The sequence below is a fragment of the Bradyrhizobium oligotrophicum genome (assembly GCF_051168495.1).
GTDB lineage: Bacteria > Pseudomonadota > Alphaproteobacteria > Rhizobiales > Xanthobacteraceae > Bradyrhizobium > Bradyrhizobium oligotrophicum_A.
The window spans coordinates 196,714-213,930 of sequence record NZ_JBNPVB010000003.1; the positions used below are offsets into that span (position 1 = coordinate 196,714).

Annotated in this window: 17 protein-coding genes; 7 read left to right on the forward strand and 10 right to left on the reverse strand. The window is 65.8% G+C overall.

Features of this window, described 5'->3' with window-relative positions:
* Positions 1 to 84 precede the first annotated feature (84 nt).
* From rpoD to ACQR1B_RS07620, 4 genes are all read right to left on the reverse strand, one after another.
* Positions 85 to 2,196, reverse strand: coding sequence for an RNA polymerase sigma factor RpoD (rpoD, locus tag ACQR1B_RS07605; protein WP_434832000.1), 2,112 nt, complete (start codon positions 2,194 to 2,196; stop codon positions 85 to 87).
* A gap of 410 nt (positions 2,197 to 2,606) precedes the next feature.
* The gene (dnaG, locus tag ACQR1B_RS07610; protein WP_434832312.1) at positions 2,607 to 4,613 is read right to left on the reverse strand and encodes a DNA primase; all 2,007 of its coding nucleotides are present in this window, start codon (positions 4,611 to 4,613) and stop codon (positions 2,607 to 2,609) included.
* Positions 4,614 to 4,720: 107 nt separating this feature from the next.
* On the reverse strand, positions 4,721 to 5,119 hold the full coding sequence (locus ACQR1B_RS07615; protein WP_434832001.1) for a gamma-glutamylcyclotransferase family protein: 399 nt from the start codon (positions 5,117 to 5,119) through the stop codon (positions 4,721 to 4,723).
* Positions 5,120 to 5,176: 57 nt separating this feature from the next.
* Positions 5,177 to 5,989: a transglutaminase-like domain-containing protein gene (locus tag ACQR1B_RS07620; protein WP_434832002.1), complete on the reverse strand. Its 813-nt coding sequence runs from the start codon at positions 5,987 to 5,989 to the stop codon at positions 5,177 to 5,179.
* A 206-nt stretch (positions 5,990 to 6,195) separates the two neighbouring features.
* On the opposite strand from ACQR1B_RS07620, the gene ACQR1B_RS07625 reads away from it, so the two are divergent.
* Entirely contained in the window at positions 6,196 to 6,999 is an 804-nt protein-coding gene (locus ACQR1B_RS07625) for an N-formylglutamate amidohydrolase (RefSeq protein WP_434832003.1), read from the forward strand.
* 4 nt (positions 7,000 to 7,003) lie between these two features.
* Here ACQR1B_RS07625 and ACQR1B_RS07630 read toward each other — a convergent pair whose 3' ends face one another.
* Positions 7,004 to 8,344 (reverse strand): PLP-dependent aminotransferase family protein, encoded by a 1,341-nt coding sequence (locus tag ACQR1B_RS07630; RefSeq protein WP_434832004.1) that lies wholly within the window; start codon positions 8,342 to 8,344, stop codon positions 7,004 to 7,006.
* 155 nt (positions 8,345 to 8,499) lie between these two features.
* Between ACQR1B_RS07630 and ACQR1B_RS07635 the strand changes: the two genes are divergently transcribed.
* From ACQR1B_RS07635 to ACQR1B_RS07645, 3 genes are all read left to right on the forward strand, one after another.
* Positions 8,500 to 8,643 (forward strand): hypothetical protein, encoded by a 144-nt coding sequence (locus ACQR1B_RS07635; protein ID WP_434832005.1) that lies wholly within the window; start codon positions 8,500 to 8,502, stop codon positions 8,641 to 8,643.
* A gap of 24 nt (positions 8,644 to 8,667) precedes the next feature.
* Positions 8,668 to 9,504: a PhzF family phenazine biosynthesis protein gene (locus ACQR1B_RS07640; protein WP_434832006.1), complete on the forward strand. Its 837-nt coding sequence runs from the start codon at positions 8,668 to 8,670 to the stop codon at positions 9,502 to 9,504.
* 100 nt (positions 9,505 to 9,604) lie between these two features.
* A complete protein-coding gene (locus ACQR1B_RS07645) occupies positions 9,605 to 10,189 on the forward strand; it encodes a Uma2 family endonuclease (protein WP_434832007.1) in 585 nt (194 codons plus the stop codon).
* Between the two features lie 49 nt (positions 10,190 to 10,238).
* On the opposite strand, the gene ACQR1B_RS07650 is transcribed toward ACQR1B_RS07645, so the two are convergent.
* Positions 10,239 to 10,859, reverse strand: coding sequence for a LysE family translocator (locus ACQR1B_RS07650; RefSeq protein ID WP_434832008.1), 621 nt, complete (start codon positions 10,857 to 10,859; stop codon positions 10,239 to 10,241).
* Between the two features lie 131 nt (positions 10,860 to 10,990).
* Here ACQR1B_RS07650 and ACQR1B_RS07655 point away from each other — a divergent pair, with 131 nt between their 5' ends.
* Entirely contained in the window at positions 10,991 to 11,305 is a 315-nt protein-coding gene (locus ACQR1B_RS07655; protein ID WP_434832009.1) for an ArsR/SmtB family transcription factor, read from the forward strand.
* The gene (locus ACQR1B_RS07660; protein WP_434832010.1) at positions 11,298 to 11,822 is read left to right on the forward strand and encodes an SRPBCC family protein; all 525 of its coding nucleotides are present in this window, start codon (positions 11,298 to 11,300) and stop codon (positions 11,820 to 11,822) included. The genes ACQR1B_RS07655 and ACQR1B_RS07660 overlap by 8 nt, the downstream gene beginning before the upstream one ends.
* A 21-nt stretch (positions 11,823 to 11,843) precedes the next feature.
* Here ACQR1B_RS07660 and ACQR1B_RS07665 read toward each other — a convergent pair whose 3' ends face one another.
* From ACQR1B_RS07665 to ACQR1B_RS07680, 4 genes are all read right to left on the reverse strand, one after another.
* Entirely contained in the window at positions 11,844 to 12,266 is a 423-nt protein-coding gene (locus ACQR1B_RS07665) for a hypothetical protein (RefSeq protein ID WP_434832011.1), read from the reverse strand.
* Between the two features lie 151 nt (positions 12,267 to 12,417).
* A complete protein-coding gene (locus ACQR1B_RS07670; protein ID WP_434832012.1) occupies positions 12,418 to 13,194 on the reverse strand; it encodes a DUF2189 domain-containing protein in 777 nt (258 codons plus the stop codon).
* Positions 13,195 to 13,532: 338 nt separating this feature from the next.
* Entirely contained in the window at positions 13,533 to 15,140 is a 1,608-nt protein-coding gene (locus ACQR1B_RS07675) for an acyl-CoA synthetase (protein WP_434832013.1), read from the reverse strand.
* 138 nt (positions 15,141 to 15,278) lie between these two features.
* Positions 15,279 to 15,734, reverse strand: coding sequence for a GatB/YqeY domain-containing protein (locus ACQR1B_RS07680; protein ID WP_434832014.1), 456 nt, complete (start codon positions 15,732 to 15,734; stop codon positions 15,279 to 15,281).
* A 191-nt stretch (positions 15,735 to 15,925) separates the two neighbouring features.
* Between ACQR1B_RS07680 and carA the strand changes: the two genes are divergently transcribed.
* Positions 15,926 to 17,122 carry a glutamine-hydrolyzing carbamoyl-phosphate synthase small subunit gene (gene carA / locus ACQR1B_RS07685; RefSeq protein ID WP_434832015.1) on the forward strand — a complete coding sequence of 399 codons (1,197 nt, stop codon included), beginning with the start codon at positions 15,926 to 15,928 and terminating at the stop codon, positions 17,120 to 17,122.
* Positions 17,123 to 17,217: the final 95 nt, after the last annotated feature.

The following is a 17,217-nucleotide window of genomic DNA, read 5'->3' on the forward strand; positions in this document are numbered from 1 at the left end:
AACGGCGGGCCTTTCGGCCCGCCTTTGATGTCTCGATAGATTGCCGGGTCAAGCCCGGCAATGACGACAAAGATCGAACGTCAATCAATTATCCAAGAAGCTCCGCAGCTTCCGCGACCGGCTCGGATGCTTCAGCTTCCGCAGCGCCTTCGCCTCGATCTGGCGGATACGTTCGCGCGTCACCGAGAACTGCTGGCCGACTTCCTCCAGTGTATGATCCGTGTTCATGCCGATGCCGAAGCGCATGCGGAGGACGCGTTCTTCGCGCGGGGTCAGCGAGGCGAGCACGCGCGTCGTGGTTTCGCGGAGGTTGGACTGGATGGCGGCGTCGATCGGGAGGATGGCGTTCTTGTCCTCGATGAAGTCGCCGAGATGGCTGTCCTCCTCGTCACCGACGGGGGTTTCGAGCGACAGCGGCTCTTTCGCAATCTTGAGGACCTTGCGGACCTTCTCCAGGGGCATGCCGAGCTTTTCGGCGAGCTCCTCCGGGGTCGGCTCGCGGCCGATCTCGTTCAGCATCTGGCGCGAGGTGCGGACGATCTTGTTGATCGTCTCGATCATGTGCACGGGGATGCGGATGGTGCGGGCCTGGTCCGCAATGCTGCGGGTGATCGCCTGCCGGATCCACCAGGTGGCGTAGGTCGAGAACTTGTAGCCGCGGCGGTACTCGAACTTGTCGACGGCCTTCATCAGGCCGATGTTGCCTTCCTGGATCAGGTCGAGGAACTGCAGGCCGCGGTTGGTGTACTTCTTGGCGATCGAGATCACGAGACGGAGGTTGGCTTCCACCATCTCCTTCTTGGCCTGACGGGCCTCGCGCTCGCCCTTCTGCACCGAGTGCACGATCTTGCGGAATTCGCCGATCTCGAGACCGGTCAGCGCAGCCAGCGACTGCACCTCCTGGCGCAGGTCCTTGATGCGGTCCTTCTCGTAATGGACGAAGTTCTTCCAGCCCTTGGCCGACAGCTTGGAGACGCGGTTGAGCCAGCGCGGATCGAGCTCCGAGCCCTGGTAGTTGCGCAGGAAGTCTTCGCGCGCGACGCCGTGGCTGTCCGCAAGCCGCATCAGCCGGCTCTCGAACGAGACCAGCTTCTTGTTGATGTCGTAGAGCTGCTCGACGAGACTGTCGATGCGGGCTTGGTTGAGGCGCAGCGACTTCACCTCGACGATGATCTCGTCCTTGAGCTTCTTGTACTTGCGTTCCTGCGAGGGCGACAGCGACTCGCTCTGCAGCTGGTTGGCGATGTCCTGCTCCTGCAGGCGGCGCAGCTTCTTGTACTCGGATGCGATCTTGTCGAAGGTCTCGACCACCTTCGGCTTCAGCTCGGCCTCGATGGCGGCGAGCGACATCTGGTTCTCGAACTCGTCGTCGTCCATGTCGGCTTCGGCCGCCGCCTCGCCGGGATCCTTCTCCTCGGCGGGCGCGCCGCCGTTCGGCGCGGCCCGGAACGGGGTCGGCTGCTGCGGGGCGGCCGGCGGCGCGACCGCGGCCTGGACGCCGCCGCCCTCGGTGGCCTCGCCCTCACCCGCCGCGGGCGCGGCGATCTGCGGGTTCATGCCGCCCTTGGACTCAGGGCCGGCATAGGTGGCTTCGAGATCGATGATGTCGCGAAGGAAGATCTTGCCTTCGTTGAGCTCGTCGCGCCAGATGATGATGGCCTGGAAGGTCAGCGGGCTTTCGCACAGCCCTGCGATCATCGCCTCGCGGCCGGCCTCGATGCGCTTGGCGATTGCGATCTCGCCCTCGCGCGAGAGCAGTTCGACGGTGCCCATCTCGCGCAGATACATGCGCACGGGATCGTCGGTGCGCTCGCCGGGCTCGGACTTCTTGACCTCGGTGACGGCCTTCTGGGTGATCTCGACGAGCTCGTTGTCGGTCTCGTCCTCGCCGTCGTCCTTCTCCTCGGACTCGTCGGCCTCCTCGGCCTCGGTCACGTTGATGCCCATGTCGGAGAGCATCGACATGATGTCTTCGATCTGTTCCGGCGAGGTGGTGTCGGACGGCAGCACTTCGTTGAGCTGATCGAAGGTCACGAAGCCGCGCTTCTTGGCCTGCTTGATCATCTTCTTGACGGCGGCGTCGGACAGGTCGAGCAACGGCGAAGGCGCATCGGCGGCGTCCTTCTCGGGAGCGTCGGCCGCCTTGTCGTCCTTTTCCTTGTCTTTCACCTGCAGCGTCTTTGCCTTCGTGGCCATTCATTGCTCCCGAAACGCGCCCGCTTCGCCCGTGGCATCATGGCCCTTGGCATCGCGGCGCCCGCCTGCTCTACTCAAACTGTTCTCGACGCGGAAAGGGCGGCGCATCTGACATCGCCACCCCATAAGGTCTGTCGCTGGTGTCGTCCCGTATCCGGACCGGCGCGCGTTTCTTGCAAAACCGATACCGGTTTGGCAAATCGAATCCGGCGCCCGAAACCGGCGCGGTGTCCGACAGCGAAACCAACCCATCTGCTGCAGAAAATGCCCCGGACCTCTTAAACTTCGATTAACCCTGTTTTTGCAGCCAAACCATGGATTTGGCGAGTCTTTTCGCGTGGCCCGGAACCGGCGTGGACGGTCGGGGTCGAAATGTGCTCGGTCGACGACGGCGCCGCGCGCCCTGCGGTCTACACGTTTCGGTTGCTGCGTCCGGACAGTTCCCCGAAGCCTTCGATCAGCGCCTCGGTGCCATCCATCTCGGCCATTCTGGCCTTCACGTCCCGCAACCAGCCCATATTGGACTCGCTCGGCTCCTCGCCCAGCGCCAACTCGGCATCCTTCAATTCCCTAAGTAAGGAGTGCCATTGCCGATGCAAGGCAACGAGCTGATGCCATGTCGCAAGAACGTCATCGCGCGCCGCCCCCGACTTCGCCGCCCACACCGCCGCGGTCGTGATCGCCCGCTCAACCCGTTGAAGAATCTCGGAAAAGCCGGACTTCTCCAGATCGGCCCGCATCTTCTCGGCCTGCTCGTCCGGGTCCGGCGAATGGTGGTGGTCGTGGGCGAAGGCGGCGATGATGGCGGCGCGCAGCTTGTGCGCCTCGGGATGGGCGAGCTCGAGCGCTGCGACCTCCTCGAGGTGATCGTGCAGCAGCCAGGGGTGGTTGATCAGGCACTGCAGGATCAGCGCCTCGCGGCGCGAGATCGCCGAGCGCTGGCCGCGCATGATCGGGCTCATGGCGAGCTGCGGGCTCGCCGCCTGGTAGGGTCCGCGGGCCATCGCCGGGCCTGTGGATGACGGGCCGCCGCGGCGGCCGCCGCCTGTGGATAACCGCCCCGGTTGGCCGGAACCGGGACCGCGGGGCGGAAACCGCCGGCCTGATTCGGCACCAAAGCCGCGGCCGAAGCCCCGGCCGCCGTCCGGCGCGAACGCCCGGTACAGCCGGTCCGAGAGGTCCTGCTTGTAGTAGCGGCGTACCACCTCGTCGCCGATGCCGCCGGTGAGCTGGCCGATCCGCGCCTCCAGCGCCGCGCGGCGTTCCGGGGTGGTGAAGCCGCCGCCCTCGGTCTCGCGGGTCCAGATCACCTCGGCCAGCGGCTTTGCGATCTTCAGCACCTCCTCGACGGCGCCGCGGCCGCCGGTGCGGACGAGATCGTCGGGGTCCTGGCCTTCCGGCAGCAGCGCGAAGCGCAGGCTCTTGCCGGGCTTGAGATGCGGCAGCGCGAGGTCGGCGGCACGCCAGGCCGCCTTCTGGCCGGCGCGGTCGCCGTCGAAGCACAGGATCGGCTCGTCGACCATCTTCCAGATCAGCGCCAGCTGGCTCTCGGTCAGCGCGGTGCCGAGCGGCGCCACGCTGCCTGCAAAGCCGGCGGCGACCAGCGCGATGACGTCGACATAGCCCTCGACCACGATCATCGGCGCGCCATTATGCGCGGCCTGGCGGGCACTGGGGAGGTTGTAGAGGTTGTCGCCCTTGTGGAAGAGCGGGGTCTCCGGCGAGTTCAGATATTTGGCCGGCACGTCCTTCTGCAGCGCGCGGCCGCCGAAGGCGATGACGCGGCCCCTGACGTCGGTGATGGGAAACATCACGCGGTCGCGGAAGCGGTCGTAAGGAACCGGGATGTCGTCGCCGGCGACGAGCAGCCCCGCCTCGACCATGTCGTTGACCGGCACGCCCTGGGCGCCGAGATATTCCTTGAGTGCGAAACGCTCGGGCGAGGCGTAGCCGATGCGGAACTGGAGCTGCGTCTGCGGCAGGATCGCGCGATCGGCGAGATAGCCCCGCGCTCTCGCGCCGTGGCGCGAGGCCAGCGTGTCGGCGAAGAACTTCGCCGCCAGCTCCATCACGTCATACAGCGTCTTGCGCTGGCGCTCCTGGCGCGCCGCGTCCGGCGTCACCGCCGGCAGCGCCAGGCCTGCGACCCCGGCCAGCCGTTCGACGGCCTCGGGGAAGCTGCAGCCTTCCGTCTCCATCACGAAGTCGAAGATGTTGCCGTGCTTGCCGGAGGAGAAGTCGTGATAAAATCCCTTCTGGTCGTTGACGTAGAAGGACGGCGTCTTCTCCTGCTGGAACGGCGACAGCCCTTTCCACTCGCGCCCCGCCTTCTTGAGCTTGACGCGCTTGCCGACGACATCCGAGACCGGAAGCCGGGCGCGCAGCTCATCGAGGAATTCCGGCGTGAAGCGGGCCATGAGCGGGGTGGTCGTCCTGTGCCAATCGGGTAGGCATATATGGGCAAGCTTGGTGAGTCCGGCAATTGCCTGACACAATCGGGTTTATCCGCCCTTTGCACAGGCCATCACGGCGCCAGAAACCGCCCCGAGACGATCCGGGCGGCCGCATCGACCGGCCAGTTGTAGACATAGGTCCAGGCCTCGCGGGCCGAGCCGTCGGCAAGCGTCACGCCGAGGCGCCGGCGCAGATATTCGGTCGGCGCAGCAAACCCGTCGCCGCAGGCCTCGTACATATCGAACTCGCGCAGCATCGGCTCGGGCTGACGCAGCCGGAACAGCTCGCCATGGACGACATCGGCCGCATTCTCGGACAGCACCAGGCCGGGATAATGCTGGATGCGGTAGAGCCGGCCGCGGCAACTGGCCTCGGCGACGAAATCGGCATTGGCCGACAACAGCCGCGCCATCGGATGGTCGAAGCCGCGCATCAGGGTGCCGTAGACGAAGAGCAGATCGGAGGTCATGCCCGTCTATAGCGGTGATCCCCGGCGATGCGAAGCGGCCCGCCCGGACTGAATGAATCAGGCGGCGACGATCTCGTCGCTGATGACGTGGAATTTGGTCAAGGTCATCAGGCCGAAGCTCGTCGACAGCGCCACGTCGGCGGCGTCGCGGCCCGTCGCCATCAGGATACGACCGATGCGCGGCACGTTGTGGCGGGCATCGAAAGTGTACCAGCGGCCGGAGAGATAGGCCTCGAACCAGCCGGAAAAATCCATCGGCGCGGGATCCGCGGGCACGCCGATGTCGCCGAGATAGCCGGTGCAATAGCGCGCCGGGATGCCCATGCAGCGGCAGAAGGTCAAAGCGAGATGCGCGAAGTCGCGGCACACGCCGGCGCGCTGCTCATAGACGTCGTGCGCGGATTTCATGGCGTGGGCGTGCTGATAGCCGAACGTGACGTGGTTGTGGACGAAGTCGCAGATCGCCTGCACCCGCGCCCAGCCCGGCGCCACCTGGCCGAACAACGACCAGGCGACCTCGGCGAGCTTGTCGGTCTCGCAATAGCGGCTCGGCATCAGATACAGCAGCAGTTCGTCGGGCAGCTGCTCGATCGGCATTTGCTGGGCGCCGGGATCGATCGCATCCGGCCGCCCGCTGTCGCGGACGACGGCACTGCCGTGGAAGGTAACGCCGCCGGCCGGCGCCACCAGCCGGCCGCAGAGATTGCCGAAGCTGTCGTTGTAGAACTTGATCGGCACTCTCGGCTCGGTCGCGATCGTCTCGGTGCCGATGATGTCCGCGAAGCGTGACGGATGGATCGACAGCATGATCACCATCGGCGTTGCCGCCGGCGCCGCGTAGGCGATCTCGAATCCAACCTTGATCAGCATGAAGGCTCCCTTGCCCCGTTCGGGCGGCACGGCCCGCCAGCCTCGTTATTGCCATCGACCGTAGGCCGATTGCGAAGTTCTGTCTTGTGATTGATCGTCAGAATCAGCATCGTTTGGCCGACCATCATGACGCCCGCCGGCCATACCTTCGTCGTTGTGCTCAATTCCAGATCGGTCTGCCGCTTCATGAAGCAACGAGAGACAGAATGACCGCGTCCGGCACGAGCACCACTCAACGACTCCTTCAGCCCGACGAAGTTCCCCCCGTGCTGGAGCACAACGTCGATGGGACGTCGGCGTTCCTGTTGACCTGCGATCACTACGGCCGGCTGCTGCCGCGTGCGCTCGGCGATCTCGGCCTCGATGAGAGCGAACTGGAGCGGCACATCGCCTGGGACATCGGTATTGCCGGCGTCGCCGAGGCAGTCTCGCGCGCGCTCGGCGCGCATCTGGTGGCCCAGAGGTATTCGCGCCTGGTGATCGACTGCAACCGGCCACCGAGGGCGCCCAACTCAATCCCGATGATCAGCGAGCGCACCACGATTCCCGGCAACGAGGGCCTGACGCAGGAGGACGCCGAGCTCCGGCGCCGCACGATCTTCGATCCCTATCACGACCGGATCACCGCGGTGCTCGATCAGCGCAAGGCCGCGGGGCGGCCGACGGTGCTGGTGTCGCTGCACAGCTTCACGCCGGTTTATGCCGGCATCGCCCGGCCCTGGCATGTCGGCACGTTGTATCAGCACGACCGCGTGCTGCCGCCGCTGCTGCTGCGCGCATTCCGCGCCGAGCCCGAACTGGTGGTCGGCGACAACGAGCCCTACGCGGTCGGCGACGGCACCGACTACACGATCCCCGTCCATGCCGAAGCGCGCGGCCTGATCAATTCGGGTATCGAGATCCGGCAGAACGAGATCGCCGCGCCCGAGGGCCAGCAGCGCTGGGCCGAGCGGCTGATCCGCATCCTCGGCGAGATCGAGGCCGAACTGCACGGCAAGGGATTGGCCTGAACGCCTACTCCGTCATGTCCGAGGCGTCGTGATGCGACAGCAGGCCGGCCAGCCGCCACAGCGCCGTGCGCAGATCGTCGTGGCTGGGCAAGCCGAGCGCCAGCCGCACCGCGTTGGGTGAGTGGCCATGTGCCACCGCAAAGGCGCTCGCCGGCGTGATCGCGATCCCGGCGCGCGCCGCCGCGGCCGTCAGGGCCTCGGCGCGCCAGCCTTCGGGCAGATGCAGCCAGACATGGTAGGACCGCGGATCGGCCTCGATGCGATGGCCGGCGAGGCATTCGGCCACGATCGCCTGGCGCACCAAGGCATCGGCGCGCTTGCGCCGCGTAATCTCGGCCGCGGTGCCGTCGGCGAGCAGCCCCATGCCGGCGGCGAGCGCGAGCGACGTCACCGACCACGCTCCGGTGCGTACCGTCGCAGCGAATTTCTCGCGCAGGTTCGAAGGCACATAGAGGAAGCCGACCGCGATCCCCGGCGCGAGGCGTTTGGCGAGGCTGTCGACGATCACGACTCGCTCCTCCGCCTGCGCGGCGAGCGAGACCTGATCGCTGAGAAAGCCATAGACGAGATCCTCGATGATCATCAGTTCGTGCTTGCGCACGAGCCGCACGATCTCCTCGCGGCGCGCCTCGCTCATCGTCAGCCCGAGCGGGTTCTGCATCACCGGTTGGACATAGATCGCGCTCAGCGCATGCGCGCGGTGAGCCTTGGTCAGCGCATCCGGGCGAATGCCCTCGCCATCCATGGCGAGCGGCACCAGGGTGACACCGAGCCGTGCCGCGATGCCCTTGATCATCGGATAGGTCACGGCCTCGACGCCGAGCCGGCCGCCGACCGGCACCAGCGCGGAGATCGCTGCCGCCAGCGACTGCCGCCCGCTGCCGGCGAAGACGAAATTCTCCGCGCGCGGCCGCCAGCGGTCGGTCGCAAAGAACGCCGCGGCGGTGCGCCCGGCTTCGACCAGCCGGCGCTGCGTGATCGGCGCCAGCACCGGCGCGAGCTTCTCGGGCCGATGCCAGACGGCAAGCGATTTCGCGATCAAGGTCGCCTGATCGGGCAGTGTCGGAAAATTGAACTCGAGATCGATGCGGCCGTCGAACGGCTCCAGCCGCAACGACGACGGCACCGGCGCCGCCTCTCCCGCGACGAAGGTGCCGCGCCCGACCTCGCCGACGACGAGACCCCTGCGCAACAATTCGGCATAGACGCGGGCTGCCGTGGATGCGGCAATTCCCCGCTCATAGGCGAACTGGCGCTGCGGCGGCAGGCGGTCGCCGGCCTTGAGCTTGCCGTTGGCGATGGCCTCGGCAATGTCGTCCACCAGGACCGTATACGAAGCATTCATGCTATATTGCACCGAGAGCAATGTTTCAATTGCACCGAGATATGTCCTGCGCGATTGCTCTTCGAACGACGCAATTGAAGAGCAATAGGTGACACATGGCATATTCCCTGGCGCAGCGTTGGGCAACTCCGCAAGTTGCCCATGCAAAGAGCAATTTGCTCCAGGCTCCGCAACTCTGGCTGCAGCGCCTGTTCTGGCGGTCCGAACTGGCGATGCTGGACGCCGAGCAGATGCGCGACTGCGGCCTCGATCCGACGGTGGTGCAGGAAGAGGCCAACAAGCCGTTCTGGCGCGACTGAGACCCTCACAAGGAGAGCACAACGATGCCGGCGCTTCCATTCCATCAGGTCGACGTGTTCTCCGCGGTCCCGTTCAAGGGCAATCCGCTCGCGGTGATCGCCGAGGCCGACGGCCTCGACGATGCCGCGATGCAGGCGATCGCCAACTGGACCAATCTGTCCGAGACGACCTTCCTGTCGCGTGCCCAGAATCCGGGCGCTGATTACCGCGTGCGCATCTTCACGCCGCAGCGCGAGCTGCCTTTTGCAGGCCATCCGACGCTCGGTTCGGCTCACGTCTGGCTCGCGCTCGGCGGCCGGCCGAAGGGCGAACACGTGGTGCAGGAATGCGGCGCGGGTCTCGTGCGCATCAAGCGCGACGGCGGCCGCCTTGCTTTTGCCGCGCCGCCGCTGCGCCGCTCGGGCGCGGTCGATGCCGAACTCACGGCGAAGATCGCGGCCGCGCTGGGCCTCGCGCCGAAGGCGATGCGCGCCGTGCAGTGGATCGACAACGGCCCGGGCTGGATCGGTGTGCTGCTGGACTCGCGCCAGGACGTTCTGAACATCAGGTTCGACGTGCTGGCGCTGTCACAGCAGCCGGTCGGCGTCGTCGCGCCATGGAACCCCGCAAAGGATGGACGTGACGCGGACTACGAGGTCCGCGCCTTCACCTGGAGCGGCGCTGAGGATCCCGTCACCGGCAGCCTCAATGCAAGCCTGGCGCAATGGCTGATCGGCGCCGGAATTGCTCCGAAGCAATATGTCGCGTCACAGGGCACCGTGCTCGGCCGCTCAGGCCGCGTGCACGTGGCCCAGGACGGCGAGACGATCTGGATCGGCGGTGCCGTCGCGCCGGTGGTGAAGGGCACGATCGAACTGTAGGCCCGGAGCAGCAGGCATCGGCGGGCGGCGAAACAGCCCTGAGCCATGCTTCCGCCGTCCGGATGCGTCGCCTATACTTCGGCCAAACAGGCGTTCTGGCATGAACATCAAGGTCGATCCGGCGGCGGTCACGCCCGAACAGTTCCTGTCCTGGGTGACGACACAGGACGGGCGTTACGAACTCGTCGATGGCGAGGTCGTCATGATGGCCGGCGCCGGCCGGCGGCACGACGCCATCGTGGTGAACCTGACGGCGGCGCTGCACGCCCAGACCCGAGGCGGTCCGTGCCAGACCTTCACTGGCGACACCTACGTCATCACCAGCCCCTCGACCCGCCGCATGCCGGATCTGGGCGTCGATTGCGGCAAGCCCGACGACGACTCGCTGGTGGCTGACAAACCGGCGCTGCTGGTCGAGGTACTGTCGCCGACGACGGGCGGCTTCGACGTGACCGTCAAGCTGGCCGAATATCAAGCGCTGCCGTGTCTCGATCATATCCTGTTCGTCGACACGGACAGCCCAAACGTCCACCTCTATTCACGGGGGCCGGACAGCGCCTGGAAGGATGCGGTCCTGAAAGGGCTCGACGCCGTCATCCGGCTGGACAAGCTGAACGTCACGCTCCGCCTGCACGACGTCTATGCGGGCCTGGAGTTTCGCCCGCGACCACGGCTGGTGGAATAGCGGTCCGCGACGGCAGGGCGAGAGGTAGGCCGACAACAGGACGCGGAGTTCACCGCGACCGCGTCAGCGCCAGCCACAAACCGCCGCCGATCATGAAACCGCCGGAGATGCGCGACACCAGCCGGGTGCGCCTGGCCGAGAACATCTTGCGGGCTCGGCCCGCGAGCAGCGCATAGACGGCGTCGGTGAGGCCCGCGATCACCATGAAGGTGACGCCGAGCAACGCAACCTGCGGCAGATGATCCTGGGTCATGTCCATGAACTGCGGCAGGAACGCGCCGAAGAACACCATCACCTTCGGGTTCGACAGCAGCACCAGCAGCCCCTGCAGGAAGAAGCCGCCGCGTGGCGGTGGAGGCGGCGCCTCGCCCGCAGCAATGCCTTCGATCGGCGAGCGGATGAGCTGGATGCCGAGCCACACCAGATAGGCGGCGCCGATCAGGCGCACCCATTCGAACCAGTAGCCCATCGTGGCCATCAGCGACGTCAGGCCGACGGCAACGACGCCGATGGCGATCGCGAGCCCCGTCTGCACCCCGGCGATGTTGATCAACGCGGCGCGGGTGCCGTGACGGAGGCCATTGGCGATCAACAGCGTGACGACGGGTCCGGGCAGCAGCGCCAGCGCCACGCAGGCGGCGATGAAGGCGAGATAGACTTGCAGGGACATGGGGCGCCTCGATGCGAATGAGGCCCTTACTAATGCACGACGTTTCGACCGATGGAAGCCTGGCCCAGCACCGGAGAAGCGGAACACGGCCAGCTTGACACGCAACCTTATGGTTGCCTATGCTCGAGAGCATGGATGATGTCTTCAAGGCGCTTGCGGACAGCTCACGACGCGCCCTGCTCGACAGGCTCCACACGCGGAACGGGCAAACCCTGACCGAGCTCTGCGACGGCCTCGCGATGACGCGACAGGCCGTGACCAAGCACCTTCTCATTCTGGAAGCGGCCAATCTGGTCGCGACGATCCGGCATGGCCGCGAGAAGCTGCACTATCTCAATCCGGTGCCGATCCATCAGATCGGGGAGCGCTGGATCAGGAAATTCGAGCGCGGCAAGCTCACGGCGCTCGGCGAATTGAAGAAGCGATTGGAGGAAGGCGATGACTGATCCGCACAGCACGGTCGACACCACCACCTTCAAGCCGGAGACCGTCTACACCATCTACATCGCCGCGAGCCTGGAGCAGGTCTGGCAGGCGCTGACCTCGGCCGAGTTCAGCCGGCAATACTTCTTCGGCTTCGCCGTCGAGGCCGACTTGCGGCCGGGCGGCACCTTCATCGTGCGCGCGCCCGACGGCTCCGAGCATATCAGCGGCGAGGTCATCGTCTGCAAGCCGCCGCACCGGCTGACCATCACCTGGGACGTCAACTGGCCCGGCCTCGTCGAGGCGCTCGGACGAACGCTGGTCACCTACGAGATCGAACAGGCCGGCGACGCCGTACGGCTCACGATGATCGAATCTCACGAGCGGCCGCTGTCGGACGACATCCTGTCCGGCGGACGCGCGGGTTGGCCGGCGATCCTGTCGAGCCTGAAGAGCGTGCTCGAGACCGGCAAGCCGCTCGCAGTCAAGATGACGCCACCGACGCGCATGCTCGCCGCGCTGAAGGCGATGGGCATTTAGGTGCCGTGACCAGAACGTCGTCTAAGATACCGCCGCGATCTGGGGAATGCACGCCAGAACTCCTCCGACCTGCACGGCGTTGCTGAGCATGCCGCCCCAATGCAGCCAGCGCAGTCGGCGCACCGCGCTGGCATCGCCGGAATCCCGGTCGGCGATACGGGCGTCCATCTGCTCCAGGAACCAGCGCCGCGACAGCATCGCGAAGGCCGCGACCAGGGCAATGCCGAGCGCCAGCAGCGGACGGCCATCGGCCAGGACGGCGAGCGTGCCGATCCCGCCGGCGATGGCCAGCGCCACGAAATAGGAATCGAACATGCCGCGCAGCAGCCGTGTCACCGGCACGATGTCGAGCCGCACCAGCAGGAAGGCCGGCGCAGCCAGCAGCAGATAGAACATCGGCAGCAGCAGGATGATCGTGGCAAACAGCGCAATGTTGTCTGGCATCATCCTTCCCCTGATATTGCGCCGGCCGGACAGCCAAGCATCATCTTGAGGTTATCCTAAGAGGCGCCGCTCCTGCGCGCCATCGGACCTTCGTCGGTAGCGATCGACCCACCGCCGGCTGCCCATGCCAATCCGAGGGCGCGCTTTCAACTCATGCCGGTGCCACGATCCGCCGGTAGAGATGCCAGGTGGCATGGCCCAGCACGGGCACGGTGACAAGCAGACCGAGGAAGTAGGGCAGCGCCGAGACGATCAGCAGCACGGTTATCACCGCCGCCCAGCCGATCATCGGTCCCGGACTGGCGACGACGGCGCGCACGCTGGTGATCATCGCGGTGACGAAATCGACGTCGCGATCGAGCAGCAGCGGAAACGACACCACCGTTAGCGAGAACAGCACCAGCGACAGCGCCGCGCCGTCGAGATTGCCGAGCGCGAGGAACAGCAGGCCCTCGTTGGTGGTCAGAACCACCGTCATGAACTCCTTGATGCTGGAGAACGAGGCGTTGAGCCCGAGCAGCAGCGCGATCAGGAGCCGGACCTGGTACATCCAGATCACGAAGAAGAACAGCGTGACGAATGCCATCCAGCCGATCTCGCCGCGCGAGACGATGGCGCGCCAGATCGCGCCGTAGGAAATTGGCTGGCCCAGTTCGCGGCGTCGACTGACCTCGTAGAGGCCGATGGCGACGAACGGGCCGAGCAGTGCAAAGCCCGCAGCCAGCGGATAGGCCAAGTAGACCATGCCGAACGCGGTGACGCACAGCACGATGCTGATACCACCGAGCACGTAGATCAGGCCGAAAGCCAAGCCGAACAATGGCTGGGCCTGGAAGTCGCGCAGGCCTTGCGTCAAGGCCTCGGCAATGTCGGCCGTCGTGATGCGGCGCACCACGGGATCGGTTCGTCCCGAGACGGATGCGGTCATCGGCGGTCCCTCCTGACTATTGTTCTTTGCGCCGATGCTAACAGCGAGAGGGCGGTGATTTCAATTTCAACTTGTAGGCAGAAAGTGAAGGGAGTGATCCCAAAGAGCTTCGATGAGAGGTGCGCGGTGGCGCGACACGGGTAGTCTGCTCCCTCTCCCCGTTCCTACGGGGAGAGAGTTGGGGTGAGGGGCAGCCGCAAGCACCAGACTCGCGGAGAGCCCCCCTCACCCGGATTGCATCTGGCGATGCAATCCAGCCTCTCCCCGCCCTAGCGAAGCTTCGCTTCGCCCTGGCGGGGAGAGGTCGCAAGCGGCCCGATTCTGTCCCAATCAAAGACCTACCCCCGCGCCCGCAATTCGCGCCGCAGCACCTTGCCGGTCGCCGTCATCGGCAGGGTGTCGGTGAACTCGACGTGGCGCGGATATTCATGGGCGGCGAGCTTCACCTTGACGAAGTCCTGGATTTCTCGCGACAGCGTGTCACTTGCAACGAAGCCCGGCCGCAGCACGATCCAGGCCTTGACGGCTTCGGTGCGCACGGGATCGGGAATGCCGACCACGGCGGCGAGCGCCACCGCGGGATGCTTGAGCAAGGTGTCCTCGATCTCCGCCGGACCGATGCGATAGCCGGCCGAGGTGATGACGTCGTCCTCACGGCTCGCATACCAGAAATAGCCTTCCGTATCCTGGGTGCCGAGATCGCCGGTCAGCAGCACGTCGCCTGCGAACTTCTTCCGCGTCGCCTCGGGATTGCGCCAATATTCGATCATGGTGCAGGGATTGGGTTGGCGCACGCCGATGATGCCCCTCGTACCGCGTGGCAGCTCCTCGCCGTTGTCGTTGACGATCAGCACCTCGAAGCCGGGCGTCGCCTTGCCCATCGAGCCTGGCCGGATTGGAAACAGTCTTGCATTGTTGCCGACGACGAGATTGCATTCGGTCTGGCCGTAGATCTCGTGCGCGTCGATGCCGAAGGTCGCGCGCACCCAGTCGAGCAGCTCGGCGCCGAGCGACTCGCCGCCGGTGAGGATGCTGCGCAGCTTCACGCCGTCATGCTTGACGTTAGCCTGCCGCATCAGCTTCAGCGCGGTCGGCGGCAGGAACACGTTGCGGACCTGATAGTCCGCCATCAGCTGCATCGCCGCCTGCGGCACGAACTTTTTCGCGCGATAGCCCACCACCGGCACGGCGTGGTACCAGGCCGGAAACAGCGCATCGAACAGTCCGCCGATCCAGGCCCAATCCGCCGGCGTCCACATCACGTCGCCGGGCTTGGGCAGGAAGCCATGCACCATCTCGACGTTGGGCAGATGGCCGAGCAGCACGCGATGGGCATGCAGCGCGCCCTTGGGATTTCCGGTCGTTCCGGAGGTGTAGATGATGATGGCGGGATCGTCGCTCGACGTCGCCACCGTCGGAAATTGATCGGAGGCGCGCTCCAGCGTCGGCCAGAATGGCTTGGCGCCGCTGCCGCCGCCGTCGGTGACGTAGATCGTCTTCAGCTCCGGCAGCTGGTCGCGAATGCGCGCAAGCTTGGTCAGGCCGATGGCATCGGTGACGAGCGCCTTGGCGCCCGAGTTCTGCAGACGAAACTGCAGCGCGTCCTCGCCGAACAGCGTGAACAGCGGCACCGAGACGAGGCCGGCGCGGAACGCCGCGAGATGGACGATCGGCAATTCCAGCGACTGCGACAGGAACACCGCGACGCGGTCGCCTTGCGCGAGACCATCGGCCTTCAGCACGTTGGCGAAGCGGCAGGAATCATCGCGAAGTTTGTCGAACGACACACGGCGGGTTGCGCCATCCTCCTCGACGACGATCAGCGCCAGGCGGCCCGAGCCGTCGGCGTGGCGATCGCAGGTCGCGACGGCGATGTTGAATTGAGCTGGGATGTCCCAACGGAAGTCGCGGTAAAGCTGGTCGTAGTCGGACGTTTCCTCGAGCACTGTTTTTCTCCGTCATGGCCGGGCTTGTCCCGGCCATCCACGTCGTTCTGCTCGTGCAGTCTTAAAGACGTGGATGCCCGGGACAAGCCCGGGCATGACGATGTAGCGGTCGTGGTTCTCAAATCGGCGACAACAGGCTCAGCCCGTCAACGCCGCCTTCACCAGCGCGCTGGCCTTGGCGAAGTCCATCTGCCCGGTGTACTTGGCCTTCAGCGCGGCGATCACCTTGCCCATGTCCTTCATGCCGCTGGCGCCGGTCTCGGCGACGGCGCCGGAGATCGCCGACTTCACCTCGTCGTCGCTCATCTGCTTCGGCAGATAGGCCGAGATGACCGCGATCTCCTCGCGCTCGCCGGCGGCAAGTTCGGCGCGACCGCCTTTTTCATAAAGTTCGACCGATTCCTGGCGCTGCTTGATCATCTTCTGCAGCACGGCCAGCACGTCGGCGTCGGTCAGCGGCGGCTTGCCCTCGCCGCGCGCGGCGATGTCGGCGTTCTTCAGGGTCGAGTTGACCATGCGAAGGGTGGACAGCTTGCGCTCGTCCTTGGCCTTCATTGCCTCCTTGACCGCATTGTTGATGTCGTCGCGCAGCATGGTCTCGTCCTCTCAATTCGGTTGGCGGCTGGTCTAGGCGGTTCGTCCCCTTGAGACAACTCGGTTCCGCATCCGTTCCGGTCAGAGAGGCGGAAACCAGGGCAATCTCAGCCCAATTTGACCGAAATCGCGTGTGAATCGGCCGCTTCCCGCTTTGACGCCGGGCCCTCGTCCCACTATGTAGGGGCCTCATGACACACATCGATACTGACGCCGCCTGGCCGGACCATAAACCGACCGCGCTCCTCGTGCTCGCCGATGGAACGGTGCTCGAAGGCTACGGCCTGGGCGCCGAAGGCCACGCCGTGGGCGAGGTCTGCTTCAACACCGCGATGACCGGCTATGAGGAGATCCTGACGGATCCGTCCTATGCCGGCCAGCTCATCACCTTCACCTTCCCGCATATCGGCAATGTCGGCACCAACGACGAGGATATCGAGACGGTGAACATGGCGGCGACGCCGGGCGCGCGCGGCGTGATCCTGCGCACCGCGATCACCAATCCTTCGAACTATCGCAACACCCGCCATCTCGACCAATGGCTCCGCGTCCGCGGCATCATCGGGCTGTCCGGCATCGACACCCGGGCGTTGACCGCGCTGATCCGCTCCAAGGGCATGCCGAACGCCGTGATCGCGTATGCGAAGGACGGCCAGTTCGACCTCGACGCGCTGAAGAAGGAAGCGCGGGAGTGGCCGGGCCTGGAGGGCATGGACCTGGTGCCGATGGTCACCTCCGCGCAGCGCTTCACCTGGGACGAGACCCCTTGGGTGTGGAACGAGGGGTTCGGCCAGCAGACGCAGCCGGAGTTCAACGTCGTCGCCATCGACTACGGCATCAAGCGCAACATCCTGCGCCTGCTCGCCGGGGTCGGCTGCAAGGTGACGGTGGTGCCGGCGACGACCTCGGCCGAAGACATCATGGCGATGAAGCCGGATGGCGTGTTCCTGTCCAACGGCCCGGGCGATCCGGCCGCGACCGGAAAATATGCCGTCCCCGTCATTCAGCAGGTGATCAAATCGGGCACGCCGACCTTCGGCATCTGCCTCGGCCATCAGATGCTGGGGCTGGCCGTCGGCGCCAAGACCAAGAAAATGCACCAGGGCCATCACGGCGCCAATCATCCGGTCAAGGACGAGACCACGGGCAAGGTCGAGATCACCTCGATGAACCACGGCTTCGCGGTCGACCAGGAGACGCTCCCGGCGGGCGCAACGCAGACCCACATCTCGCTGTTCGACGGCTCGAACTGCGGCATCGCGCTCGAAGGCAAGCCGGTATTCTCCGTGCAGTACCACCCGGAAGCCTCGCCCGGCCCGCGCGATTCGCACTATCTCTTCCAGCGTTTCGCCGAGCTGATGCGCGAGAAGAAGCGCAGCGCGGCCTGAGGCCGAACGCCTGATCGATATCGGAATGCCCGGGCCCGCCCGGGCATTTTTTTGCCCGCCGTTTGTGATGAGGTTGCCGGCGCTTTGCGCTCGCC

What these genes read in the sequence shown, in the direction of transcription:
- rpoD (WP_434832000.1), bottom strand. Translation starts at nt 2,196, where the DNA reads ATGGCCACGAAGGCAAAGACGCTGCAGGTGAAAGACAAGGAAAAGGAC.
- dnaG (WP_434832312.1), bottom strand. Translation starts at nt 4,613, where the DNA reads ATGGCCCGCTTCACGCCGGAATTCCTCGATGAGCTGCGCGCCCGGCTT.
- ACQR1B_RS07615 (WP_434832001.1), bottom strand. Translation starts at nt 5,119, where the DNA reads ATGACCTCCGATCTGCTCTTCGTCTACGGCACCCTGATGCGCGGCTTC.
- ACQR1B_RS07620 (WP_434832002.1), bottom strand. Translation starts at nt 5,989, where the DNA reads ATGCTGATCAAGGTTGGATTCGAGATCGCCTACGCGGCGCCGGCGGCA.
- ACQR1B_RS07625 (WP_434832003.1), top strand. Translation starts at nt 6,196, where the DNA reads ATGACCGCGTCCGGCACGAGCACCACTCAACGACTCCTTCAGCCCGAC.
- ACQR1B_RS07630 (WP_434832004.1), bottom strand. Translation starts at nt 8,344, where the DNA reads ATGAATGCTTCGTATACGGTCCTGGTGGACGACATTGCCGAGGCCATC.
- ACQR1B_RS07640 (WP_434832006.1), top strand. Translation starts at nt 8,668, where the DNA reads ATGCCGGCGCTTCCATTCCATCAGGTCGACGTGTTCTCCGCGGTCCCG.
- ACQR1B_RS07645 (WP_434832007.1), top strand. Translation starts at nt 9,605, where the DNA reads ATGAACATCAAGGTCGATCCGGCGGCGGTCACGCCCGAACAGTTCCTG.
- ACQR1B_RS07650 (WP_434832008.1), bottom strand. Translation starts at nt 10,859, where the DNA reads ATGTCCCTGCAAGTCTATCTCGCCTTCATCGCCGCCTGCGTGGCGCTG.
- ACQR1B_RS07655 (WP_434832009.1), top strand. Translation starts at nt 10,991, where the DNA reads ATGGATGATGTCTTCAAGGCGCTTGCGGACAGCTCACGACGCGCCCTG.
- ACQR1B_RS07660 (WP_434832010.1), top strand. Translation starts at nt 11,298, where the DNA reads ATGACTGATCCGCACAGCACGGTCGACACCACCACCTTCAAGCCGGAG.
- ACQR1B_RS07665 (WP_434832011.1), bottom strand. Translation starts at nt 12,266, where the DNA reads ATGCCAGACAACATTGCGCTGTTTGCCACGATCATCCTGCTGCTGCCG.
- ACQR1B_RS07670 (WP_434832012.1), bottom strand. Translation starts at nt 13,194, where the DNA reads ATGACCGCATCCGTCTCGGGACGAACCGATCCCGTGGTGCGCCGCATC.
- ACQR1B_RS07680 (WP_434832014.1), bottom strand. Translation starts at nt 15,734, where the DNA reads ATGCTGCGCGACGACATCAACAATGCGGTCAAGGAGGCAATGAAGGCC.
- carA (WP_434832015.1), top strand. Translation starts at nt 15,926, where the DNA reads ATGACACACATCGATACTGACGCCGCCTGGCCGGACCATAAACCGACC.